The organism is Pseudomonas sp. GR 6-02 (genome assembly GCF_001655615.1).
Taxonomy (GTDB): Bacteria; Pseudomonadota; Gammaproteobacteria; order Pseudomonadales; family Pseudomonadaceae; genus Aquipseudomonas.
The window spans coordinates 1,096,150-1,120,000 of sequence record NZ_CP011567.1 but is presented as its reverse complement, the minus strand read 5'-3'; the positions used below and the strand labels follow the sequence as shown (position 1 = coordinate 1,120,000).

The following is a 23,851-nucleotide window of genomic DNA, read 5'->3' as shown; positions in this document are numbered from 1 at the left end:
TTCGACCGCCTCAACCGTTGGCTCTACTCGCCCCGCTCGCCCCTTAACTGGCTGACCAAACGCCGACGCATGCGCATTGTTCCGCACATCCCCGAACACGCCGAAGCAGGGGAACGGTTGTGGAACTCGGCAGGAATTGGCCAAGTGTTCTTCAATGAAAAGGGCCAGCCACAGGATATTTATCAATTCAATGCGGATGGATCGCCGAAGACGCGAATGATCGCGCCAGAAATGTCCGAAACAGCCGACTGACTTCGCACGAATGACCATGAGTAATCATTACCCGGCCACCCTAAACCTCACTCGAACCCTGATCATCGGCAATTCCGGCTCGGGCAAGAGCTGGCTGGCCAAACGACTGGCCGAGCATCTGCAAGTGCCTTGTACCGATCTCGACCTGATTCACTGGGTATCCGATGAACACAGCATCGCCCGTCCCCGCAACGAAGCACTGGGAATGGCGCGGGTGGCGGCGAGTGAAGAGCGTTGGGTTATCGAGGGTGTTTACGGCTGGATGGTCAGCGAACTTGTGGAGCAGGCCACTGCGCTGATCTGGCTGTGTCTGGAGGACGAAGATTGCGTGAACAACATACGCCAGCGAGAAGCGAGGCGGGACGAGAAGGAAGAGTTGCTGATTGCGTTACTCGATTGGGCCGGCAGCTACCGTACTCGCCAAGGGTCCAGTGGATTTGCCGCCCATCAGCGTTTGTTTGACCGGTTTAGCGGGTCGAAACGCCAACTGATGAATCAGGCTGAAGTCTCGGCTTTCGTCAGTGCGGTGCAACCAACCGACTGATCGTCCCTGCCGTTTTCTGCGTGCGAATCGGACTCCTACATTGGACACGACTAGCTGGCGAGATTGTCAGAATGGGATTACATCGTTCGCAGAAACGTCTTGAAGAAGCTTCAGCGATACTTTAACCCAGCGTGGATATGTCGTCTGCGTAATGACCACTCGTAGGTGTCGCCTTGTCATCATGTACTCATTTCTGTACGTTTTTTGCCTTGAGCGAGGACTACAACATGCAAACCATCAACTACACCACCGCACGTGCACATCTGGCCGAAACCATGGATCGGGTCAACGAAGACCGCACCCCATTGCTGGTTACCCGCCAGAAAGGCGAACCTGTGGTGATGATGTCTCTGGCGGAGTACAACGCTCTCGAAGAGACAGCCTATCTGCTCCGTTCTCCAGCCAATGCCGAGCGACTGATCAAATCAATCGGTAACCTGCGAGCAGGGAAGACCAAAGTCAGGCAACTTATCGAAGAATGAATATCGAGTTCACTCCTGAAGGCTCGGACGACTATTTGTGGTTTCAGCAAAACGATAAGGCCGGGCTCAAACGAATCAACCTGCTGATCAAGGCGATCCTGCGTGAGCCCTTCGAAGGATTGGGCAAACCTGAACCGCTCAAACACAATCTGAGCGGCCTCTGGTCACGCCGAATCACCTCCGAGCATCGCCTGGTTTATGCAATCGAGAATGGTGAGGTGCGCATCGTGCTTTGCAGGTATCACTACTGAGCACATTCAGGCCGCTTTCACCGCCCGCCCCACTCCTCTGACAATCATTTCCACTTCCCGCTCATCAATCGTCAGCGGTGGCAGCAGGCGAATGGTCTTGCCCCGTGTCACGTTGATCAGCAAACCGTGATCCCGTGCGGCGATCAGGGTCAGGTCGCGGATTGGTTGGGCGAGTTCGATGCCGATCATCAATCCCTGGCCACGGATCACCAGGACGTTCGGATCGTCGGCCAGTTCGACGCGCAATCTGGCAAGCAGGCGTTCGCCCTGAAGTCTGGCGTTTTCCAGCAGGCCTTGTTCCTCGATGATCTCCAGCACGGTGCAACCCACCCGACACGCCAGCGGATTGCCGCCGAATGTACTGCCGTGGCTGCCAGGTGTGAATAAATCCGCAGCCCTGCCCCGAGCCAGGCAGGCACCGACGGGCACTCCATTACCCAGGCCTTTGGCCAAGGTCATGACGTCCGGGATGATGCCTTCGTGCTGAAACGCAAACCACTGGCCGGTACGGCCGATGCCGGTCTGGATTTCGTCGAGCATCATTAACCAGGCGCGTCGGTCACAGAGCTCACGCACTGCTTTGAGATAACCAGGCGGCGCCACTTGCACACCACTTTCGCCCTGAATCGGCTCCATCAGAATCGCCACAATGCGTGGGCCGTGGGCTTTCTGCGCCTTCTCCAGGGCAGCGAGGTCGCCGAATGGCACTTTAATGAAGTCCCCCGGCAACTTGTTATACCCCAGGCGCACCGCCGGGCCGTCACTGGCCGACAAGGTGCCGAGGGTCCGTCCGTGGAAAGCGTTCTCCATGACCACTACCAGCGGCTGCTCGATGCCTTTGTGCCAGCCGTAAAGCCGCGCAAGTTTCAGCGCAGTTTCGTTGGCTTCGGCACCGGAGTTATTGAAGAACGCCCGCTCCATGCCCGACAGCCGAACCAGTTTCTGCGCCAGCCGCTGTTGCCAGTCGATGCTGTACAGGTTGGATGTGTGCAACAGCAACCCGGCCTGTTCGCTGATGGCCGACACGATTCGCGGATGGGAATGGCCGACGTTGGTCACCGCCACGCCCGCCACCGCGTCCAGGTATTCACGACCGGCCTGATCCCACAGGCGCGTGCCCAGGCCTTTGCTGAAACTCAGGGCCAAAGGTTGGTAAGTGCTCATCAGGCAGGTGGCAGTCATGACATCAAGCTCCATCAATAGTCGGTGTTTTTGCAGTATGGTTAGCCACCTGAGCTGGATAAATACCGCAACACTTCAATCATTTTAAAGCTGGGCTTGATAATGGATTTATTCCAGGCAATGACCGTTTACGTAAGAGTGGTGGAAGCCGGCAGCATGACCGCCGCCGCTTTGCAGTGCGAAATGTCCACGACCATGGTCGGTAATCACCTGCGGGCTCTGGAGCAACGCCTGGGTGTGCGCTTGCTCAACCGTACGACACGGCGTCAGCGTTTGACGGAATTCGGCACGGCGTACTATCAGCGGTGTCTCGAAGTGCTGGGGCTGGTGGCTGACTCCGAACGCCTGGCCGAACAAACCCTCGACGAGCCGAGCGGCACTCTGCGCATCACCGCACCGCTGACCTTCGGCACCGAACGGCTCGCACCGGCCCTGAGCGAGTTCACCCTGCGCTGCCCGCAAGTCAAACTCGATGTCGTTTTGACCAACCAGCGCCTGGACTTGCTCGACAACGGTTTCGACGTGGCGATTCGTCTGGGCACGACCGAGCTGTCCAACATGATTTCTCGCCCGCTCATCGACTACACGATGACCCTGTGCGCATCGAAGGATTATCTGGAGCGTCGAGGCACACCGCAGAAACCCGCCGACCTGCAACACCATGACTGTTTGGCCTTCGCCTACCCGGCCGGAGATGACTGGCACTCGGTAGCCAAACAATGGCGCCTGAAGGGGCCCGAAGGTGAAGTCATGGTGGCGGTCAGCGGGCCGATGTTGATCAACAGCTCGGCGGGGTTGCATCAAGCGGCGCGAACCGGCATGGGCATCGTGATGGTTCCCGATGCGCTGGTGGAACAAGACCTTCGGGACGGAAAACTGGTGGCCTTGATGCAGGACTACCAACTGCCAAGTCGGCCGATGAACCTGGTGTATGCCCAGGACCGCTACCGTTTGCCGAAATTGCGCAGCTTCGTTGACTTTGCACTGCAGTGGTGGGGCAAGCACTAGCCGGGGCAATACGCCATGAACTAATCTCCTCGACTGACGAGTCACGTTAATATCAGGACGGCAGGGAGACCGATGATGGGTGAGGCATCGAAAATCGAGCCGTTGAAGTTCGATCTGTCAGATTTTAACGAAGACATGCTGCACACCATTCTGGAACTGGTCAGCGATGGTATCTGGGACTGGAACGCCAACACCGGGTTCGTCTATCGCAACCCTGGGTGGTACGAGATGCTCGGCTATACGCCTCATTCCCTGGACAACAATGTGTTGACCTGGGAAAACGTGATCCACCCCGACGATTATTCGCGGGTCATGGCGTTGTTTGATGACTACCTGGATCAGCGCGCTCCCGGTTATCAGGCCGAGTATCGCTGCCGCATGCGCGATGGCACTTACACCTGGATCGAGGATCGCGGCTACGTGCTGGCACGTAATGCCGACGGCTCGGTGGCGCGAATGATCGGCGCGCACCGCAGCATCGAAGACAAGAAACGCCTGATCGAAGAAATGGAGCGGCGTAATCAATCCCTGGAAGCCATCGTCAAGGAACGCACTCGGGAGTTGTCCCGGGTCAATCAGCAGTTACAGATTCAACTCGAAGAAAATCGCAAATTGGCAGAAACCGATGTGCTGACCGGCATCGCCAATCGCTATCGACTGGAGAAAACCCTGCCCAAGGAATGCGACCGCGCCCAACGCTTCCGCGAACCCCTGTCGCTGATCGCCATGGACCTCGATGACTTCAAAAATATCAACGATCACTACGGTCACGCCCTGGGAGATGCAGCGTTGGTGCAAGTGATCGAGAGTGTGAAGCACTGCGTGCGCAAAGGCGATCTGTTGGCGCGCTGGGGCGGTGACGAATTCATCCTGATTTTGCCCAATACCTTGTTGGCCGACGCCAGGTCACTCGCTGAAAGAATCCGTCATGGCCTGGCGAGCCTGCTGCCGGTCGGGGACTATCAAGTGACCATGAGTTTTGGCGTGGTGCAGCGCTTTGAAGAAGAACAACAGACCGGGTTGCTGGCCAGGGCCGATCAGGCGTTGTATCGGTCGAAAATCGCGGGCAAGAACCTGATTTCTGGGTGAGGCGACTCCGTCCTGTCAGCCGCCCTGCATGCCCGCTTTCACCAATACTGGTTTTTCCTGATACCGATTCGGAAACAGTTGCTTCAACTGCGCCACTTTCGGCAGGTCATTGATCACGATGTAGGGGTAGGTCGGATGCTCGGTCAGGAAGTCCTGATGCTCCTCTTCCGCCGGGTAGAAACCGTTGTAGCTTTCCAGCTTGGTGACAATCGGTTTATTGAACGAATGGGCAGCGTCGAGCTGGGTGATGTAAGCCTGGGCGACGCGTTGCTGTTCGGTGCTTTTCGGGAATAGCGCCGACCGATACTGAGTGCCTCGGTCCGGGCCCTGGCGGTTGAGTTCGGTGGGGTTGTGGGCCACCGAGAAATAGATCTGCAGCAGGCTTCCGTAACTGACCTGAGCGGGATCGAAGGTCACTTCGACGGCCTCCGCATGGCCGGTGTCACCCTCGCTGACCCGCTCGTATTGAGCGGTATTGGCTGCGCCACCGGCATAACCGGAAACCGCATTTTTCACCCCTTTGACATGCTGGAACACGCCTTGGACGCCCCAGAAGCAACCGCCGGCAAAAACCGCCGTTTCGCTGTGCGCCTGGGTGGTTTCGTCAAGCGTCGGCGCCGGGATGATGACCGCCTCTTCGGCGCCTGCGAACGAGAATGCAGAGCACTGACCAATTACGCTGGCGGCGGCCAAACCCAGAAATGTGCGACGCCAGTTGAATGGGGTTTTCATGGGCTGTCTCCTGAATGAATGGGGGCTATCAACCAAAGGTAAACGCATACGCCGACACACCCGGATCGAGAAACTCGATGCTGAAGGTCCGGTCTTTTACGCCTGTGCTCTGGCGTACCAGTTGATACAACCGCTGCTCGGTGACGCTGCCGCGGCCATCAGGCGCGACGTCGATACCGTGGGCATCACCTGGGGGCTTGCCGTCGATCAACACTTTGAAACGCACCGGTTTGCCGTCAGCACCGGGGCCCAACACCAAGTGCAAGTCGCGAGCGTGAAACCGATAGACGATACGACTGGCCGCAGCGTTTGAAACGGCCCGCTCCGGACCGACAGCCCATTGACCGTCCAGGCTCCAGTCATTGAGGGCCAGTTGTGACGGTGGCTTATAGGCAGTCGCCTTGTCCGGCACCAGGCTGGTTTCAGAGGCGAAATGCTCCATCCGTCGGTAGCCGACATAGGTTTCGGGGGATTGCACTTCATTCATGTCCGGGGCGAGTTGAACACCCTGGGCGTTGGCATTGATCAGCCCCTGCGCGACTTTCGCCGCTCCCGCCTCACGCAACAGTTGCTGAATCACTTGCTCGGACTCGGCGTACTTGCCTTCACCAAAATGGTGATAACGAATGCGTCCCTGAGCATCGGCAAAGTAATGGGCCGGCCAGTATTCGTTGTTGAAAGCACGCCAGATCTTGTAGTCATTATCGATGGCCACCGGGTAGGTGATGCCCAGGTCCTTCATGGCTTTGGTGACATTGCCCACATCCCGTTCGAAGGCAAACTCGGGCGCATGGACACCGATCACCACCAAACCCTGATCGCGATACTTCTCAGCCCAGGCCTTCACATACGGCAGGGTGCGCAGGCAGTTGATGCAGGAGTAAGTCCAGAAATCCACCAGCACGACCTTGCCCTTCAACGCCTGAGCGGTGAGTGGGGGCGAGTTGAGCCATTGCACGGCGCCGTCCAGGGATGGAAGGCTGCCCTCAATCGGCAGCGCGTTCGCGGTCACTTTCATCGCATCTCCAGCGGCCATCATGCCGCCGGCGGGTTGATCGCCGGCCCGTGGAATCTGCGCCATCATCGCCCCGCTGTTGGCCGGAGTCTTACTGGCCAACCGGTTGACCAGCGCCTGTTCGAGACCGCCGGTGGACGCCGTTGAAACCCGCGCCAGAATCCCGGTGTCCAGTCCCAGGGCTATCGCCACCACACCAACCAGCATCGCAGCGCCCAGGCCTCGACGCAGCCACTCGCCCGCGCCTATCGAGCGCTTCATTGCGGCGAAGACCTTACCGCCCAGCAGCAGTGCCGCAGCGAGAGAAGTGGCGGCACCGGCCGCGTAAGCCAGCAGCAACACAGTGGTTGCGATGCTTGCCCCTTGCAGCGCCGCGCCGGTCAGCAGCAAACCCAGAATCGGCCCGGCGCAGGGTGCCCAGAGCAGGCCCGTGGCGACGCCGATCAGGAATGAAGCGCCGGGACGCGGCCGGGCATCGGCGCCCGCGGCTTGCGACAGCCGACCGCCGGCTGCCACCAGTGGACGCGTCAGGCGTTCGGCCAACCGCGGCAGCAACAGCGTCAACCCGAACAGTGCAACGAACAGCAACGCGAGCCAGCGACCGTATTGATTGACTTGCACCACCCAACCGCCGCCCACCGCCGCCAACGAGGCGACGAGCGCGAAGGTCAGCGCCATCCCCGCCAGCAGCGGCAAGCCACTTTTCATAAATGGCTGCCCGGTGCGAGCGAAGACAAAGGGCAATACCGGCAGAATGCACGGGCTGACAATCGTCAGCACACCACCGAGATAAGCGAGGACCAGAAGCCACATAACGTCGACCTGCATGAAGTGAGTGAAAGGAAGTGCCCATGGATTACGCCTGTGGCTTGAAGGTCAGCGCCAGGCCGTTCATGCAGTAGCGCAGCCCGGTGGGCTTTGGCCCATCCTCGAAGACATGCCCCAGATGACCGCCGCAACGACGACAGTGCACCTCTTCGCGCAATACACCGAAGGAGCGGTCCTGTCGGGTGGCCACCGCGTTGTCCAGGGGAGCCCAGAAACTCGGCCAGCCAGTACGACTGTCGAACTTGGTGTCGGAAGAAAACAACGGCAGATCACAACCGGCGCAGGCAAAAACGCCTTTGCGGTGCTCGTTGTTCAGCGGGCTGCTGTAGGCCCGTTCGGTGCCCTCTTCGCGCAGTATTTCGTACTGCTCGGCGCTGAGCCGGGCATGCCATTCGCTGTCGCTGTGGGTCACCTCGAAAACCTCCTGCGCGCGGGCTTCATCGACCAGCGCAACGCTTGTGGAAAATTTTGGCAATACACCGATCACCAGGGCTGCAGCCCCCAGCCCGCCGCTCGCTACAAGAAACTGTCGCCGTGAAAACATGGCCTTCTCCAAAATTCCAGGTGCCTTGCATGGAACACAGCCTAGGCTTGAGTTGATCGCCAAATCCTCACGAGGAGTTAAATAATTCGTGATAACTCAACCTCAGGAAAACCCGCACAATGTGTTCATTGCGTCACAAAGGATCGAGCTCCATGGAACAGACCAAACGCGTCCTGGTGGTCGAGGACGACCTGCACATCGCCGACCTTATCTGCCTGCATCTGCGTGATGAGCAGTTCGAGGTGGTGCACTGCGCCGACGGCGACGAGGGCATGCGTCTGTTGCAGCAAGGAAGCTGGGACGCACTGATCCTCGACCTGATGCTGCCCGGCGTCGATGGCCTGGAAATCTGCCGCCGCGCCCGGGCCATGGCCCGTTACACACCGATCATCATCACCAGTGCGCGCTCCAGCGAAGTACATCGGATTCTGGGACTGGAGCTGGGCGCAGACGATTACCTGGCCAAACCCTTTTCCATGCTCGAGCTGGTGGCACGGGTCAAGGCACTGCTGCGACGGGTCGACGCCATGGCCCGCAATCTGAAAATGGATGCTGGCAGTCTGATCAGCGATGGCCTGTCCATCGACCCGATCACCCGTGAAGTCTCCCTCGACGGCCGGCGTCTTGACCTCACGCCACGGGAATTCGACCTGCTGTACTTCTTTGTCCGTCAGCCTGGCAAAGTCTTCTCGCGCATGGACCTGCTCAATGCGGTGTGGGGCTACAGCCACGAAGGCTATGAACACACGGTCAACACTCATATCAACCGCCTGCGGGCAAAGATCGAGGCCGATCCGGCGCAACCGGCGCGCATCCTCACGGTGTGGGGCCGTGGCTACAAATTCGCAGCAAGCGGAGAGCAGCCATGAGGCTGACCCTGACTCAACGCCTGTCCCTGGTGTTCGCCGTGCTGTTGCTGGTGTGCTGCGGTACCTCGGCGTGGATGCAGGTGCGCTCCAGTCAGATGCATGAACTGGAAGTGGTGCAAGGCTTGTCGCGGGATCTGGCGCAACACATTGCCCACGACACCGTGCTGATGGACCGCAATGGCCCGATGCCCAATGCGGTGCGCGAACTGTTCAGCCAGCTGATGCTGGTCAATCCCAGTGTCGAGGTCTATCTGCTGGACACAGGAGGCCGGATTGTCGGCAGCGCCGCGCCCGAAGGCCGGATACACAGGGAGCAGGTCGATCTGCTGCCAATCCAGCGCTTGCTCAAAGGCGAGGCATTGCCGATTCTCGGCGACGATCCACGCAGCGTCGATGGTCGCAAGGTGTTCAGCGCCGCGCCTTTGCGGGTCAACGGTCAGCCGGCCGGTTATCTGTACGTGGTGTTGCTCAGCGAAGCGCATGACCGCTTCGCCGAGCGCGGAGCCACCAGCGCCGCACTCAATACCGCGTTGTTGTCCATCGGACTGGTGGCGTTGCTGTGCCTGATTGCCGGCCTCACGGCATTCGCCCTGATCACCCGGCCATTGCGTCGCTTGACCGAGAAAGTCAGTCAGTTCGATATCAACGGCGTTCCGACCGCTTCGCCCGAACCTGAGCCGGAGCCCATGGAAAAGGCCGCCAGCCACGATGAAATAGCCGTACTCGACGCAGCCTTCCGACAGATGCAAGCGCGCCTCGGTGAACAATGGCGCTCGCTGACCCGTCAGGATCAGGAGCGTCGCGAACTGGTGGCCAACATTTCCCACGACCTGCGCACACCGCTGGCCTCGCTGCACGGTTACCTGGAAACCCTTTCGCTCAAGGACGCCACCTTGTCCCCCGCCGACCGCCGTCGTTATCTGGGAATCGCCCTGGATCAAAGCCGCAAGGTCGGCGGCCTGGCGCAATCACTGCTGGAACTGGTGCGGCTGGAACACGGTTTCGTGCAACCGGTGCTGGAGCGTTTCTCCCTGACCGATCTGGTGCAGGACATTTTTCAGAAATTCGAACTCAGCGCCGAAGCGCGCCAGATTGAACTCAAGGCCACCTTCGCCCCCAACGTCGCCGTGGCCTGCGCCGACCTGGGGCTGATCGAGCGGGTGCTGACCAATTTGTTCGACAACGCCCTACGCCACACGCCCCCAGGCGGAGAAATCGAACTCAGCCTCCGCCCCCAAGGGTCTTTTATCGAAGTGACCGTCAGCGACACCGGCCCCGGCATCGACCCCGAATTGCGCGAAGGTCTGTTCCTGCGTCCATTCAACATTGGCGGCGCACGGCGCGATGGCGGGCTGGGATTGCGGATCGTGCACCGGATCCTGCAATTGCACGGTCGCGAGATCGAGCTGATCGATGTGCCGGGACGCGGCGCGACTTTTCGTTTTTCCTTGCCGGTGGATGAGCAAACGGCGGAGCAGTGGATGACTCGTTCGATGAATATGAATTCGACGGGGAAATAGTCGATAGCCTCGGCCATGGCAGCAGCTATTATCCGGACTCTTCATTCCCGGCACGGACGCTACGTAATGCTCAACACCCTGCAAAACACCCCTCTATGGGTTTATGCGATCTTTCTGCTGCTCTGTTACTACGGCGTCAAAGCCTTATCCCCAACCCATGAAAGCAAAACGTCGTTGCTTGTCACTCCACCGCTTTTGCTCGGCTGGTCGTTGTACTCGCTGAACCTGACGCTGAACCCTCAACTATCGATTGGCTGCTGGTTGGCCGCCGTCATTATGGGCAGCCTCACGGCACTGGTTGTATTTGCGCACAAGGGTATTGAGCTGGATGATCCGGAAACCGGGCTGATCGTGCCGGGCACGGTTAAAACACCGGTGCTCTACCTGCTGTTTTTTGCCGTGAACTATTACTTGGGCTATCAGGATGAGGTGCATCCGGAGTTCGCCGTCACTGTTGAGATGTTGCTGCTCAAGGCCACGGCGTCAGGTTTTGTCTGCGGATTGATCAGCGGGCGGGCGCTGAAACTTTATCGGGTGCTACTGACACTCCAGGCAAAACGCCCGCAGATGTCAGTCAGCTAAAAGCGCTCTCACCAAAAATGCAGACCAGCCACCGGTTCATCCGTGACAACGCAGCGCTGGTCCAATAGATTAGGCGGCCTGAAAAAGCCCCGTGCTTTCTCGCCTCTATCCAAGTTAAAGAAGTAGTGAAATTTCAATGTCCGATTCCAATACCGCTGAATCCGTAGTCACCTTGTCGTCCAAAGCGGAATACGAAAACTCCATCAATCTTTCACAACACGTGCCTCAGGCCAAGACCATCAGCGAGATGGTTCTGGACGCTTTTCAATCCACCCGGGAAAGCGACCAGATCCGCGAACTGCGCGCCGCGATTCGCCAGGCTCACGACAGCTTCGATGACGATAAAGCCTACGAATTGATGGGCGAACTCAAGCAATTGAAAGACGCCGAAGCGGCCGATATTGCCGCCCTGGAAGACCTGAGCAGCAAATTCCCGATCAGCCGCATTCTGTCCAGCTTCAAGGACGACCCGGCGTTCCAGGAAATCGTTTATGGCCTGGCGCTGAAAGTGCTGAACCAGACTCACCAAGCCATCAGCAACCCGAGCAGCGGCAAGAGCAAAGCGGCTCGCGCCAAAAAAGAAGTCGAAGTGTTCACCATCAGCAAGGACGGCATCAGCGTCACCCTGCCCCTGCGCACCCCGCGCTCGCGCCTGAACGTTGACCGTGAAGCGCTGGAATTCCTGGGCTTCACTTTCGTCGGCGAAGGTGAAGAAGCGGAGCTGGAAAGCGAGACGTTCCTGGACAATGCCGGGGCCGAACAACCGGTCAACCGCAAAAACATCATCACCGCGCTGCAGCAGCAGACCGCGTTCGACGGCTACAGCATCACTGCGCAGTAACGCTAAACGCTGCACACAAAAATCCCCGCCATCAAGCGGGGATTTTTATTGCCTGTACACCAATCGTGATTAAACGAAAAAGCCCCGCCCTTCTCACGAAGGGCGGGGCTTTTCTTTACAACATCCGACGCTTAAGGCGCGTACGTCAGCAACAACTCGCCCGGCACTTTGAAGTCCAAAGACATCATCACGCTCAACGCGGTAATGGTGAAGATCGAGAACACGAACAGCTTGCGTGCCCAGACCGTGTCATCCACTGCCTTGTAGCCGGTCCAGGCCATGTACAGCCAGTACATGCCCATGGCCGCGGCGACGGCGAGGTAGCTCATGCCGGCGTAGCCGCTGAAGGTCAGCATCAAGGTCGCCACGAGGAAGGCCAGGATGTAGAGCAGGATGTGTTTCTTGGCCACTTCAATGCCGCGCTTCACTGGCAGCACCGGAATCGATGCGGCCAGGTAATCGTTGAAGCGGAAGATTGCGATGGCGTAGGAATGCGGCATCTGCCACAGGCTGAACATCACCAGCAACGTCAGTGCGGCCATGTCGAAGTTATTGCTGACCGCGACGTAACCGATCACCGGTGGCATCGCCCCCGACAGACTGCCCACCAGCGTGCCGTGAACCGACTTGCGCTTGAGGTACAGGCTGTAGAAGCCGACGTAGATGACAAAACCGATCACCGCGAACAACGCGGCCAACGGGTTGGCCACCTTGTACAACAACGCAACGCCGGCGACACCCAGGACGGTCGCATAAGCCAGGGCCAGTTTCAGGGAGATCAAGCCCTGGACCAGCACCCGGTTCTTGGTGCGTTCCATCTTCAGGTCGATGTCGCGGTCGATGCAGTTGTTGAACACGCAACCGGAAGCCACGACCAGGGACGTGCCGATCATCGCGGCCAGGAAAATGGCCAGATCGACATGCCCTTTGGAGGCCAGGAAAAATCCGCCTGCCACAGAAAGCACGTTACCGAAAATGATCCCCGGTTTGGTGATTTGGATAAAGTGCTTAAAGGACATCCGGACTTACCTCACTTCGCCATCATGTTGGTGTGGATGCTGAACATGATCCACAGCGACAGGCCAACCAGCAGGACAATCACGATCGCGGCGAAAACAAACGCAATCACGTTGTTACGCTGCGCGGCGGAACGGTCCAGGTGGAGGAAGTACACCAGGTGCACCAGCACCTGGATAACGGCGAAAGCCAGTACGATCCACAGGGTCAGCGACTTCGGCAGCGACGGGTACATCACCAGACCGAACGGGATCAGGGTCAGGATTACCGACAGGACGAAGCCAATGACGTAGGACTTGACGCTGCCGTGACCGGCGTCGTCATGAGAGTGCGCGTTAGCCATTTACATAGTCCCCATCAGATAAACAACGGTGAATACGCAGATCCACACCACGTCCAGGAAGTGCCAGAACAGGCTCAGGCAGCTCAGACGGGTCTTGTTGGTCGCCGTCAGGCCTTTTTTCTGCACCTGGTACATCATGATCGCCATCCAGATCAGACCGCTGGTCACGTGCAGACCGTGGGTGCCGACCAGGGTGAAGAACCCGGACAGGAAGCCCGAACGGTTAGGGCCATAGCCCTCGGAGATCAGCATGTGGAACTCGTTGATCTCCATGCCGATGAAGCCGGCACCGAACATGAAGGTCAGGGCCAGCCAGCCCAGGACCTGCTTCTTGTTGCCACGGAAGAACGCCAGCATGGCGAAGCCGTAGGTGATCGAACTGAACAGCAGCAGAGCGGTTTCGCCCAGTACGTATGGCAGTTCGAAGATGTCGTGGCCCGACGGGCCACCCGCTACGTTGTTAACCAGTACCGCGTACGCTGCGAAGATCGACGCAAACAGAATGCAGTCGGTCATCAGGTAGAGCCAGAAACCGAATACGGTCATCTCGCCCGAGTCGTGGTGATGGTCATCATGCCCATGTCCATCGACATGGGTGTGTCCAGCATTGGTCACTAAGTTCGACATGGTTTAAGCCTGTTCCAACGAGGTTTCAACACGGGTGGTGGTGGCTGGGACTTTCCCGGCTGCTACCAGACGCTTGTGCTGCTCGGCTTCGATGCGCTCGATCACGTCGACCGGCACGTAGTAGCCTTGATCATCACGGGCCGCGTGGATCGCGAAGTAGATCACGGTGCCTGCCAGGCTGGCGATTGCCAACCACCAGATGTGCCAGATCATCGCGAAACCGAATACGGTCAACAGTGCGCCCATGACCACACCGGTCGCGGTGTTGTTTGGCATGTGGATCGGCTCGTACTTGGTCGGAGCCTTGTACGCGGTGCCGTTTTCCTTGGCTTCGGTGAACGGGTCGACAACGTCGGCTTTTGGCAGCACGGCGAAGTTGTAGAACGGAGGTGGCGAGGAGGTCGACCATTCCAGGGTGTGGGCATTCCATGGGTCGCCGTGCTCGCACATGTTCTGCGGCAGCTTGCGGTCACGGATACTCACGTACAGCTGGATCAGCTGGCAGGCGATACCCGCAGCGATCATCACCGCACCGAACATGGCAACGTACAGGTACGGCACCCACTCAGGGTTGGTGGTGGCGTTCAGACGACGGGTCATACCCATGAAGCCCAGTACATAGAGCGGCATGAACGCGACGAAGAAGCCGGAGATCCAGAACCAGAATGCTGCCTTGCCCCAGCCTTCGTGCAGCTTGAAGCCGAACGCTTTCGGGAAGTAGAAGGCGAAGCCTGCGATGTAACCGAATACCGCGCCGCCGATGATCACGTTGTGGAAGTGCGCGATCACGAACAGGCTGTTGTGCAGTACGAAGTCAGCACCCGGGATGGCCAGCAGTACGCCGGTCATGCCGCCGATGGCGAAGGTCACCATGAAGCCCAGGGTCCACATCACCTGGCTGGTGAAGCGCAGACGGCCCTGGTAGATGGTGAACAGCCAGTTGAACAGCTTCACACCCGTCGGGATGGAAATCAGCATCGTCGCCAGACCGAAGAAGGCGTTGACGCTGGCACCCGAACCCATGGTGAAGAAGTGGTGCAGCCAAACCATGAAGCCCAGGATCGAGATCGCGCCCGAAGCGTAGATCATCGAATGGTGGCCGAACAGCTTCTTGCCGGTGAAGGTCGAGATGACTTCGGAGAAGATACCGAACGCCGGCAGGATCAGGATGTAAACCTCAGGGTGACCCCAAGCCCAGAACAGGTTGACGTACATCATCGGATTACCACCAAGTTCATTGGTGAAAATGTGGAAATCCATGTAACGGTCAAGCGTCAGCAAAGCCAGGGTAGCGGTCAGGATCGGGAACGAAGCCACGATCAGGACGTTGGCCCAGGTGCAGGTCCAGGTGAAGATCGGCATGTCCATCAGCTTCATGCCAGGGGTACGCATTTTCAGCACGGTGGCCAGGAAGTTGACCCCCGTCAGCGTCGTACCTAGCCCGGATAGCTGCAGCGCCCAGATGTAGTAATCCATCCCCACGCCCGGACTGTATTGCAGACCCGACAGCGGCGGATAGGCAACCCAACCAGTCTTGGCGAATTCGCCAACGCCCAGGGACAGGTTGATCAGCACCACGCCGGAAACCAGCAGCCAGAAGCTCAGGGAGTTCAGGAACGGGAAGGCAACGTCACGCGCGCCGATCTGCAACGGCACTGCAAGGTTCATCAGGCCGGTGAAGAATGGCATCGCCATGAAAATGATCATGATCACACCGTGGGCGGTGAAGATCTGGTCATAGTGTTCAGGTGGCAGGTAGCCAGGCGAACCCTCGGTGGCCATGGCCAACTGGGTACGCATCATGATGGCGTCGGCAAAGCCACGCAGCAGCATGACCATGGCGACGACGATGTACATCACGCCGATTTTCTTGTGGTCGACCGAGGTCAACCACTCGGTCCACAAATAGGTCCACTTCTTGAAGTAGGTGATTGCAGCGAACAGTGCCAGACCACCGAGCGCGATCATGGCGATGGTCACCATTACGATCGGTTCGTGGAACGGGACCGCTTCCCAACTTAATTTACCAAACATCGTTTACTCCTCTGCCCCGGCAGCTGAATGCGAACTCATGTCCATTCCTTCCATGGCGGCCACTTCGTGCTCTTTCTTCTCGTGGTGCACTGGCTTGCCCGGTTTCATGCCTTCGTACTTGTCGACGATGATCTGGAACAGGTTCGGCGTGACCGAGGAGTAAAGCTCGACTGGGTTGTTCTGGCTTTGTTTGGACAGGGCTGCGTATTCAGCTTGTTCAAGCTGTTTAGGTGCCTTTTTGACTTCGCTTACCCAGGCGTCGAAATCTTCCTGAGAAGTGGCGATAGCTTTGAATTTCATGCCGGTGAAACCCGCGCCGCTGTAGTTGGCGGAGATACCGTCCATTTCAGCGTTCTGGTTGGCGATCAGGTGCAGTTTGGTCTGCATGCCCGCCATCGCGTAGATCTGACCGCCCAGAGCAGGGATGAAGAACGAGTTCATCACGGCGTCGGAAGTGATCTTGAAGTTGATCGGGGTGTGCGCCGGGAACACGATCTTGTTGACCGTGGCGATGCCTTGTTCCGGGTAGATGAACAGCCACTTCCAGTCCAGCGCGACCACTTCAATGGTGACCGGCTTGACGTCGGATTCCAGCGGCTTGTAAGGATCCAGTGCGTGGGTCGACTTGTAGGTGACGTAACCCAGGGCAATGATGATCAGTACCGGAATAGTCCACACCGCGATTTCGATCTTGGTGGAGTGGGACCATTTTGGCGTGTAGACGGCGTCCTGGTTGGAAGCGCGGTATTTCCAGGCGAACAGGAACGTCATGACGATGACCGGCACGACGACCAACAGCATCAGCAGCGTTGCGGTGATGATCAGGTTTCGCTCATCCAGGCCGACCTGGCCCTTGGGATCGAGCAAGGTCATGTTGCAGCCTCCCAGCAACAACGTGCCGAGCAGCGGCAATAAGCCTAGTAGTCTGGGGTACCTGTTTTTACTCATCTCACGACCTCTAAAGCAGCTTGCGCAATGCAGTTGGGTTTTGATCGCCAACACTTCACCCTGCCAAGGGTTGGCATTTTTCTTGGATTGAATAAGGGCCTGCCCGTCGCGCGTCAGACGCGGCTCGACAATTGCTGGGCCTGCGGTGTGTTCTTATTCGAATTCGTGGTCAAGGGCCTTGTTACAGACCAATTCCATTTGGTGCGGATCGTCGGAAGGCACCGACAATGGGGGGTCGCATGAAGCCATCAGGCTTCTCGACGCCCTGTTCTACTCATAAGCCTGAGTCAGGATGAGCAGTGCCGGGAATTCAGTGCGGGCGATTGTAGATATGTAGCGATTCATAAACCATGTCTCATCCCGAAATAATTTTTATCCGTTCCAGCAACAATCATTCACGGTTTTTGCAAAAGTGGGCCATGGTATCGAAATTAATTCTCAACAAAAACACCAAAAAATGTAGGTGTACCGCGCGAAGTTCAGACAGCTTCCTGGGCTCTGCGCTCGCCTCAGACCCTGCTCTACCCCCTATGTGACAAGGGCTTTGGCCATTCGCCAGCCCCTGTTAAAACTGCCTGTTTCGGCTGATTGGCACTGAAAGCGGTAGTGGCTTGCAGAGCCTGTTTTGGGTACCTTGAGGTGTCCCGATTCCATGTCTTGAAATGACTTGCGACACTCGAGCTGTGACAACATGTCGCACACATGCCGCATCCATAATTGTCGCGCATCAAGGTCTTTTCATTTGAGCTTTGAACATGCAAAACGCCCCGGCCTCTGAACGAGGACCGGGGCGTTTTTTGTTTCCTGCAACGGTGTGGCGGACGGTCTCAGCGCAGGGCTTTGCGGTTACGCCAAGTGAGCAGCGGCACCAGCACCACGACCAGCACGAACGCCGTCAGCGCCCACTGTGCCAGGGACAAACCAAGGATCGGCGGGTACGGCGTGGAGCAGAAACCGTCGACCTGGAAGCCCAGCGGGAAGATCTTCGCCAGCGGCAGGCCGTCGACGATCGGTTGCAGCACATCGATGCCACAGCTGACTTCCGGGTACAGCTGGGTATAGACGTGATGCCCGGCCACCCCAACGCCTGCGATGGCGCTGATCACCACCAACGCCTCGAACAGCGTGATGCTGCGGCGGGTGCGCATCGCTGCGCCGATAAACGCGAAGAGCGCGATCAGCAACAATGCGTAGCGCTGCAAGATGCACAGCGGGCACGGCGCCTCGCCCAGCACCACTTGCATGTACAGCGCGCCACCGATCAGCGCCAGGCAGATGATGCCCAGCAACACCAGATAGCGCCGTTCACGTCCCAACCGCATTGTTTCCTCGCTCATCGCGTTTCCCTTCTGTGTCCGTGGATCAGCTCGCCGGCGGCTGCGCTTGCAGCTGCTGCATCAGGCTGATGTTGTCTTCGATATGCCAATTGGCCGCGATGCGACCGTTGTCGATCTGATAGATATCGGTTGCCCGGAAGTCTACACGCTGACCCTGACCTTTGAGAGCCTTGAACGGGCCGGTGAAGTGCCCGCGAAAGTGCAAATGCACCACCACCCGATCACCGGCAATGATCATTTGTTCGATCTCGCAGCTCAGGTCCGGCACCGCCGTGCGAAAGAACTTCGACGCCAGCAGTGGCCCGGTCGGCCCCTGAACCCGGCCTTCTGGCGGGGTCTTGTCGACGAACTGCTCTGACAACGCAGCCTTGGCCAACCCCTCCTCCCCGGTGTTCCAGAAGCTGCCATAACGCCGGGCGGCCAATTCCATGGAATCGCGCTGCGCCTTGGGCAGGCTCTGATCGACAATCAGGCTCTTGGGCTGGAGCAAGGTCGGTTCGGCAGAGGCAAACGGACTCGCCAGCAGCGCAGCGGTCAGGCTGAAGCCGGCCAGGGTTAAACGGCGGGAGATAGTGATGTGAGTCATGGGGCGATCCTGATCATGTAAACGAACGAGCGCCTATCATCAGCATCGGGGAATAAACGATAAACCGGTTAAGAACGGATTAACCTTTAAGCGTTTTTTACGAATCGGGACCGAGGTGAAGCTTGCCCGTGAAGAAAGCGACTCGGTCCCCCGACCGAGTCGCCGCAACTGCTTACTCCAACGCCGCAGCCGGCCCGAAGAACTCGTAACGGCTTTGCTTCTCCGGCACACCCAAGGCCTTGAGGTGACGCTTGATCGCCGCCATGAAGCCTTTAGGCCCCAGGAAGTAAGCATCCACATCGCGTTGCTGCGGCAACCACTCGCCGAGTTGCTCCTGGCTCAGCAGGCCAACCTTGTCCGCCGCCGGGCTGACGCCATCGTCTTCGGCGTAGCAATAGAAACGCTTGAGCTGCGGATGACGCTCGGCCAGCCCGTCGATCCAGTCGCGGAAGGCATGCACGCTGCCGTTGCGCGCACAGTGAATAAAATGCACCGGCCGCTCGGTCGCCAGCGCCGCTTCGAGCATTGCCAGCGTCGGGGTGATGCCGACACCGCCACTGATCAGCACCAACGGTTTGTCGCTGGCGGTCAGGGTGAAGTCGCCCGCTGGCGGGAACAGCATGATGCTCGCGCCGACGTGCAGTTGATCGTGCAAATGGTTGGAGGCGCGGCCACCGGTTTCGCGCTTGACGCTGATGCGGTACTGGCCCTTGTTGGCCAGCGCCGACAGCGAATAATTACGCCGGATTTCTTCGCCGTCGAGGATCAGTTTCATGCCGATGTACTGGCCGGGCTCGGCCGCGAGAATCGGCCCTTTATCCGCCGGTTCGAAGTAGAACGAAGTGATTTCCGAGCTTTCCTCGACCTTGGCCGCCACGATGAATTCCCGCGCGCCGCGCCAGCCGCCCGGTGCCTGGGCTTTCTGGTCGTAGATACTGGCTTCGGCACCGATCAGGATTTCGGCCAGTTGGTTGTAGGCCGCGCCCCAGGCGCTCATCACTTCAGGCGTGGCAATTTCGTCGCCCAGTACTTCAGAGATGGCTCGCAACAGGCAGCTGCCCACGATCGGGTAATGTTCCGGGAGGATTTGCAGGGCCACGTGCTTGTTGATGATCTTGGCCACCAGGTCGCCCAACTGATCGAGCTGGTCGATGTGCCGCGCGTACATCAATACACCGTTGGCCAAGGCGCGAGGCTGATCGCCGCTGGCCTGGTGGGCCTGGTTGAACAGCGGGCGGACTTCCGGGTATTCGGAGAGCATCATGCGGTAGAAGTGAGTGATCAATGCCTCGCCACCGCTTTCCAGCAGCGGTACGGTGGACTTGACGATGGCACGGTCTTGAACGCTAAGCATAAGAGCAACTCCTGGGCTTTATATGAATACCCTTTGCTTATCAGTTTCCATGCCAACAATTAAAACCTTATAAATCAAACAATTAAAAACAATGTAGTCATATCGACACTCATCGTTTTATAGTCATAGCGACTACACGGAGTCATTATGACTGCAAAATTACTGCTCACGACCCTGCTGCCCCTGGTCTCCGACCTGTCCCGCGAGCTGCCCGAAGGCGAGCGCTATCGGCGCCTGCTCGAAGCCATGCGCGCCCTGCTCCCTTGCGATGCCGCCGCCCTGCTGCGACTCGACGGCGAATGGCTGGTGCCGCTGGCTGTGGACGGGTTGAGCACCGACACCCTCGGCCGCCGCTTCAAGGTCAGCGAACACCCGCGCTTCGAAGCGCTGCTCAGCAGCCCCGGCCCGACCCGCTTCGCCGCCGACAGCGACTTGCCCGATCCTTATGACGGCCTGGTCGATGGCCTGCACGAGCATTTGGAAGTCCACGACTGCATGGGCTGCCCGCTGTTTATCGACGAGCGCCCGTGGGGCCTGCTGACCCTCGACGCCCTCGACCCTGAGCGCTTCGAGCCGATCGAACTGGATGCCCTGCAAGCCTTCGCCAGCCTCGCCGCCGCCACCGTAAACGCCGCCGAGCGCATCGAACGGCTGGCCAATCGCGCCGAAGACGAACATCAGCGCGCCGAGGTTTACCGTCAGGCCAGCGGCCAGCAGAACCGCGAAATGATTGGCCAGAGCAAGACCTACAAACGCCTGGTTGAAGAAATCAACCTTGTGGGCGGCAGCGATCTCACTGTGTTGATCACCGGGGAAACCGGGGTCGGTAAAGAGCTGGTGGCCCAGGCTATCCACGCCGCGTCGCCCCGGGCCGACAAACCTATCATTAGCCTCAACTGCGCCGCCCTGCCGGACACCTTGGTGGAGAGCGAACTGTTCGGCCACGTGCGCGGTGCTTTCACCGGGGCGACGAACGATCGTCGCGGCAAGTTCGAACTGGCCAACGGCGGCACGTTGTTCCTCGATGAAGTGGGCGAACTGTCGCTGGCGGTGCAGGCCAAATTACTGAGGGTGCTGCAGAGCGGGCAATTGCAGCGGCTGGGGTCGGACAAGGAGCATCAGGTCGACGTGCGGCTGATCGCAGCGACCAACCGCGACCTGGCCGAGGAAGTACGCAGCGGCCGCTACCGCGCCGACTTCTATCATCGCCTGAGCGTTTACCCGTTGCTGGTGCCCGCATTGCGGGATCGCGGTCGGGATGTGCTGTTGCTCAGCGGCTACTTCCTGGAACAAAACCGCTCACGCATGGGCCTCAACAGCCTGCGTCTGACCAGCGATGCTCAAGCGGCGTTGTTGGGGTATGGTTGGCCGGGGAACGTGCGGGAACTGGAGCACTTGATTGGCCGCAGCGCGTTGAAGGCGCTGGGTAATTGCACGCAACGGCCGAAGATTCTCAGCTTGAGCGCGGCAGATCTGGATTTGCCCAATAGCGGCGTAGAACAGGCAGCGGAACCCGTGGTCGCTGCGCCGGTAGCTGAGTTGATTCCAGGGGATTTGCGTGAAGCCACTGAGCACTATCAGCGCCAACTGATCAGCGCTTGCCTGGAACGGCATCAGCACAACTGGGCCAGCGCGGCGCGGGAGCTGGGTCTGGATCGGGCGAACCTGGGGCGGATGGCCAAGCGGTTGGGCATGAAATAGCTTCACCAGAATGAAGTAATACCCTTGTGGCGAGGGAGCTTGCTCCCGTTCGGCCGCGAAGCGGTCGTGAATTCAGCGATGGAGTTCTATCTGGAAAAATCAGGGACCGCTTCGCGCTCCAACGGGGGCAAGCCCCCTCGCCACAGGTAAGCTCCCTCCCACAGGGTCACCGTTTGGCTGGCAATGGGCATTTCCCCTAAAGCCAGCCCCCAACAAGTCGATAACCCGGCATCGATAGCTGTTGGCGATGCTCATAATCGCCTCACCTTTTCCACAGAAGGTTTTTATGTCTTCCAACAAAGCCCGCGCAGATTCACTTTCGCTTCTGCTGTTTACCTTGCGCAGCGGCAAGCTGATGGCGATCAACCTGCTGAAAGTCAGCGAAATCATCCCCTGCCCGCCGCTGACCAAGCTGCCGGAGTCGCATCCCCACGTCAAAGGCATCGCCACCCTGCGCGGCGCGTCGTTGTCGGTGATCGACCTGAGCCGCGCCATCGGCGAACGACCGCTGGAAGACCCGAACGGTGGCTGTCTGATCGTCACCGACGTCAGCCGCTCCAAGCAGGGCCTGCACGTTCAGGCGGTGAGCAAGATCGTCCACTGCCTGACCACCGACATCCGTCCACCCCCCTTCGGCTCTGGCGGCGTGCGCTCGTACATCACCGGCGTGACGTCGGTCGACGGTACGCTGGTGCAGGTGCTGGACATCGAAAAGGTCATCCACGGCATTGCGCCGGCGCAGATCGAAATGGCCCCGACCGAACTGAGCATGGAAGAGGCTGAAGTACTGGGCAATGCGCGAATTCTGGTGGTCGATGACAGCCAGGTCGCACTGCAACAATCGGTGCACACCCTGCGCAACCTCGGCCTGCAATGCCACACCGCCCGCAGCGCCAAGGAAGCCATCGACTGCCTGCTGGACCTGCAAGGCACCGCCCAGCAGATCAACCTGATCGTCTCGGACATCGAAATGTCGGAGATGGATGGCTATGCCTTCACCCGCACCTTGCGCGAAACCCCGGACTTCTCGCACCTCTACGTGTTGCTGCACACCTCGCTGGACAGCGCGATGAACAGCGAGAAGGCTCGACTGGCCGGGGCCAACGGGGTGCTGACCAAGTTCTCCTCGCCAGAACTGACCAAGTGCCTGATCGAGGCGGCCAGGGTCGTCGCCGAACAAGGTCACTGAGTGTGGCCGAGGACTTTTGTTTTCTGATGCTGCGCAACCTCGCCGAGGGTGTGCCGCCTTTCACTTGGCCAAACGACATTGAGTTGACCGAGTACCGTCCCGAACTCGCCGAAGCCGTTCATCACTTGATGGAACTGGGTTATCGGGAAGGCGGCGGTCGCGTGCCGGCGCTGGAAGTCTGGCAACAGCGTTTCGAAACCGATCCTGAATACGATCCTACCCTGTGCTTCATCGCTCTGGATGCCGAAGGCATCGTCGGCGTCGCCCAGTGCTGGACCAGTGCCTACATCAAGGACTTGGTGGTGCACCCGCGTGCTCGAGGCCTCGGACTTGGCCGTGCGCTGCTGCTCCATGCTTTCAAGGTGTTTGCGCAGCGCCGCGAAGGTTTTGTGGATTTGAAGGTGCGGGAAGACAACCTTCGGGCGCGGGGTTTGTATGAAAGTGCCGGGATGTATGTGGTCCGCCGGGAGCTGGTTCCAGTCTGAGACCGCCTTCGCGGGCAAGCCTCGCTCCTACAGATTCGATGTGATCGACGCATGACCTGTAGGAGCGAGGCTTGCCCGCGAAGAGGCCCGCACAACCGACATCAAACCATCAGGCATACTCCGACCTTGACCACTACACGCCAAGGATGCCTGATCATGAAAGCCACCACCCTGACCTTCCTCTGTCTCACCACCCTCGCCGCCCATGCCCACGCCTCCAGCCCCGATGCCTGGGCCGCCTTCGACAGAGCCGTGCTCGCCAGTTGCACCAAGGCCAGCGGCCTGAAAAAACCCCAACCCGTCGGCAACGCCGCGCAGTTCGATGACCGGGTCGGTTATACCGCGCTCCTGCTGCAAGGCCAGTACCCGCAAAAACACATGAAAGGCCAGCAAGGCACCGAGCTGTGCCTCTACAACAAGAAAAGCAAAACCGCTTACATCACCGAATGGGACTCCATCCGTCCAACCACAAAAGCGCAGTGAATGGCGCA

General features: G+C 58.9%; 26 protein-coding genes (1 of these 26 cut by a window edge). 14 read left to right on the top strand and 12 right to left on the bottom strand.

Annotated elements, in window-relative coordinates:
* The 4 genes from PGR6_RS04820 to PGR6_RS04805 all read left to right on the top strand — a co-directional run.
* Positions 1–252: the 3' end of an alkaline phosphatase D family protein gene (locus PGR6_RS04820; protein WP_064616225.1), read on the top strand. 1,686 nt of this gene lie to the left of the window's left edge; only the last 252 of its 1,938 coding nucleotides appear in the window; the start codon falls outside the window, past its left edge; it ends in the stop codon at positions 250–252.
* Positions 253–268: 16 nt separating this feature from the next.
* The gene (locus PGR6_RS04815; protein ID WP_018930170.1) at positions 269–796 is read left to right on the top strand and encodes an adenylate kinase; all 528 of its coding nucleotides are present in this window, start codon (positions 269–271) and stop codon (positions 794–796) included.
* Positions 797–1,023: 227 nt separating this feature from the next.
* Positions 1,024–1,278 (top strand): type II toxin-antitoxin system Phd/YefM family antitoxin, encoded by a 255-nt coding sequence (locus PGR6_RS04810; protein ID WP_064616224.1) that lies wholly within the window; start codon positions 1,024–1,026, stop codon positions 1,276–1,278.
* Entirely contained in the window at positions 1,275–1,529 is a 255-nt protein-coding gene (locus PGR6_RS04805) for a Txe/YoeB family addiction module toxin (RefSeq protein ID WP_064616223.1), read from the top strand. Before PGR6_RS04810 ends, PGR6_RS04805 begins: the two co-directional genes overlap by 4 nt.
* Before the next feature lie 6 nt (positions 1,530–1,535).
* On the opposite strand, the gene PGR6_RS04800 is transcribed toward PGR6_RS04805, so the two are convergent.
* Positions 1,536–2,711 (bottom strand): aspartate aminotransferase family protein, encoded by a 1,176-nt coding sequence (locus PGR6_RS04800; protein WP_019651780.1) that lies wholly within the window; start codon positions 2,709–2,711, stop codon positions 1,536–1,538.
* Between the two features lie 102 nt (positions 2,712–2,813).
* On the opposite strand from PGR6_RS04800, the gene PGR6_RS04795 reads away from it, so the two are divergent.
* Complete coding sequence (locus tag PGR6_RS04795) at positions 2,814–3,719, top strand: LysR family transcriptional regulator (RefSeq protein ID WP_026286730.1); 906 nt, start codon at positions 2,814–2,816, stop codon at positions 3,717–3,719.
* A 75-nt stretch (positions 3,720–3,794) separates the two neighbouring features.
* Positions 3,795–4,808 (top strand): sensor domain-containing diguanylate cyclase, encoded by a 1,014-nt coding sequence (locus tag PGR6_RS04790; protein ID WP_064616222.1) that lies wholly within the window; start codon positions 3,795–3,797, stop codon positions 4,806–4,808.
* A 15-nt stretch (positions 4,809–4,823) separates the two neighbouring features.
* Here the strand turns inward: PGR6_RS04790 and msrA are convergent, their stop codons facing one another.
* Genes msrA through msrB form a run of 3 tightly spaced genes read right to left on the bottom strand, consistent with a single transcriptional unit; the run spans position 4,824 to position 7,927 of the window.
* Positions 4,824–5,540, bottom strand: coding sequence for a peptide-methionine (S)-S-oxide reductase MsrA (gene msrA, locus PGR6_RS04785; RefSeq protein WP_064616221.1), 717 nt, complete (start codon positions 5,538–5,540; stop codon positions 4,824–4,826).
* 28 nt (positions 5,541–5,568) lie between these two features.
* Positions 5,569–7,368, bottom strand: coding sequence for a cytochrome c biogenesis protein DipZ (locus PGR6_RS04780; protein ID WP_064621199.1), 1,800 nt, complete (start codon positions 7,366–7,368; stop codon positions 5,569–5,571).
* A gap of 43 nt (positions 7,369–7,411) precedes the next feature.
* Positions 7,412–7,927 carry a peptide-methionine (R)-S-oxide reductase MsrB gene (msrB, locus tag PGR6_RS04775; protein WP_018930164.1) on the bottom strand — a complete coding sequence of 172 codons (516 nt, stop codon included), beginning with the start codon at positions 7,925–7,927 and terminating at the stop codon, positions 7,412–7,414.
* Between the two features lie 152 nt (positions 7,928–8,079).
* Here msrB and PGR6_RS04770 point away from each other — a divergent pair, with 152 nt between their 5' ends.
* The 4 genes from PGR6_RS04770 to PGR6_RS04755 all read left to right on the top strand — a co-directional run bounded on the left by PGR6_RS04770 (position 8,080) and on the right by PGR6_RS04755 (position 11,739).
* The gene (locus tag PGR6_RS04770; RefSeq protein WP_018930163.1) at positions 8,080–8,796 is read left to right on the top strand and encodes a response regulator transcription factor; all 717 of its coding nucleotides are present in this window, start codon (positions 8,080–8,082) and stop codon (positions 8,794–8,796) included.
* The gene (locus tag PGR6_RS04765) at positions 8,793–10,316 is read left to right on the top strand and encodes a sensor histidine kinase (protein WP_064616220.1); all 1,524 of its coding nucleotides are present in this window, start codon (positions 8,793–8,795) and stop codon (positions 10,314–10,316) included. Before PGR6_RS04770 ends, PGR6_RS04765 begins: the two co-directional genes overlap by 4 nt.
* 66 nt (positions 10,317–10,382) lie before the next feature.
* Positions 10,383–10,898 (top strand): hypothetical protein, encoded by a 516-nt coding sequence (locus PGR6_RS04760; RefSeq protein WP_064616219.1) that lies wholly within the window; start codon positions 10,383–10,385, stop codon positions 10,896–10,898.
* Positions 10,899–11,034: 136 nt separating this feature from the next.
* Positions 11,035–11,739: a hypothetical protein gene (locus PGR6_RS04755; protein WP_064616218.1), complete on the top strand. Its 705-nt coding sequence runs from the start codon at positions 11,035–11,037 to the stop codon at positions 11,737–11,739.
* Between the two features lie 131 nt (positions 11,740–11,870).
* Here the strand turns inward: PGR6_RS04755 and cyoE are convergent, their stop codons facing one another.
* The 8 genes from cyoE to hmpA all read right to left on the bottom strand — a co-directional run bounded on the left by cyoE (position 11,871) and on the right by hmpA (position 19,985).
* On the bottom strand, positions 11,871–12,758 hold the full coding sequence (gene cyoE, locus PGR6_RS04750; protein ID WP_018930159.1) for a heme o synthase: 888 nt from the start codon (positions 12,756–12,758) through the stop codon (positions 11,871–11,873).
* Positions 12,759–12,769: 11 nt separating this feature from the next.
* A complete protein-coding gene (gene cyoD, locus PGR6_RS04745; protein ID WP_007941629.1) occupies positions 12,770–13,099 on the bottom strand; it encodes a cytochrome o ubiquinol oxidase subunit IV in 330 nt (109 codons plus the stop codon).
* Complete coding sequence (locus PGR6_RS04740; protein WP_064616217.1) at positions 13,100–13,726, bottom strand: cytochrome o ubiquinol oxidase subunit III; 627 nt, start codon at positions 13,724–13,726, stop codon at positions 13,100–13,102.
* A 3-nt stretch (positions 13,727–13,729) separates the two neighbouring features.
* On the bottom strand, positions 13,730–15,760 hold the full coding sequence (gene cyoB / locus PGR6_RS04735) for a cytochrome o ubiquinol oxidase subunit I (protein ID WP_018930157.1): 2,031 nt from the start codon (positions 15,758–15,760) through the stop codon (positions 13,730–13,732).
* Between the two features lie 3 nt (positions 15,761–15,763).
* Positions 15,764–16,708 carry a ubiquinol oxidase subunit II gene (gene cyoA / locus PGR6_RS04730; protein WP_026286728.1) on the bottom strand — a complete coding sequence of 315 codons (945 nt, stop codon included), beginning with the start codon at positions 16,706–16,708 and terminating at the stop codon, positions 15,764–15,766.
* Positions 16,709–17,535: 827 nt separating this feature from the next.
* The gene (locus PGR6_RS04720; RefSeq protein WP_019582334.1) at positions 17,536–18,045 is read right to left on the bottom strand and encodes a disulfide bond formation protein B; all 510 of its coding nucleotides are present in this window, start codon (positions 18,043–18,045) and stop codon (positions 17,536–17,538) included.
* A gap of 25 nt (positions 18,046–18,070) precedes the next feature.
* Entirely contained in the window at positions 18,071–18,631 is a 561-nt protein-coding gene (locus PGR6_RS04715) for an ester cyclase (protein WP_064616215.1), read from the bottom strand.
* A gap of 172 nt (positions 18,632–18,803) precedes the next feature.
* Positions 18,804–19,985: an NO-inducible flavohemoprotein gene (hmpA, locus tag PGR6_RS04710; protein ID WP_018930152.1), complete on the bottom strand. Its 1,182-nt coding sequence runs from the start codon at positions 19,983–19,985 to the stop codon at positions 18,804–18,806.
* Between the two features lie 147 nt (positions 19,986–20,132).
* On the opposite strand from hmpA, the gene norR reads away from it, so the two are divergent.
* The 4 genes from norR to PGR6_RS04690 all read left to right on the top strand — a co-directional run bounded on the left by norR (position 20,133) and on the right by PGR6_RS04690 (position 23,843).
* On the top strand, positions 20,133–21,686 hold the full coding sequence (norR, locus tag PGR6_RS04705) for a nitric oxide reductase transcriptional regulator NorR (protein ID WP_064616214.1): 1,554 nt from the start codon (positions 20,133–20,135) through the stop codon (positions 21,684–21,686).
* A 286-nt stretch (positions 21,687–21,972) separates the two neighbouring features.
* A complete protein-coding gene (locus PGR6_RS04700; RefSeq protein ID WP_018930150.1) occupies positions 21,973–22,875 on the top strand; it encodes a chemotaxis protein CheV in 903 nt (300 codons plus the stop codon).
* Between the two features lie 26 nt (positions 22,876–22,901).
* Entirely contained in the window at positions 22,902–23,360 is a 459-nt protein-coding gene (locus PGR6_RS04695) for a GNAT family N-acetyltransferase (RefSeq protein WP_064621198.1), read from the top strand.
* A gap of 156 nt (positions 23,361–23,516) precedes the next feature.
* Entirely contained in the window at positions 23,517–23,843 is a 327-nt protein-coding gene (locus PGR6_RS04690; protein WP_064616213.1) for a hypothetical protein, read from the top strand.
* Positions 23,844–23,851 lie beyond the last annotated feature (8 nt).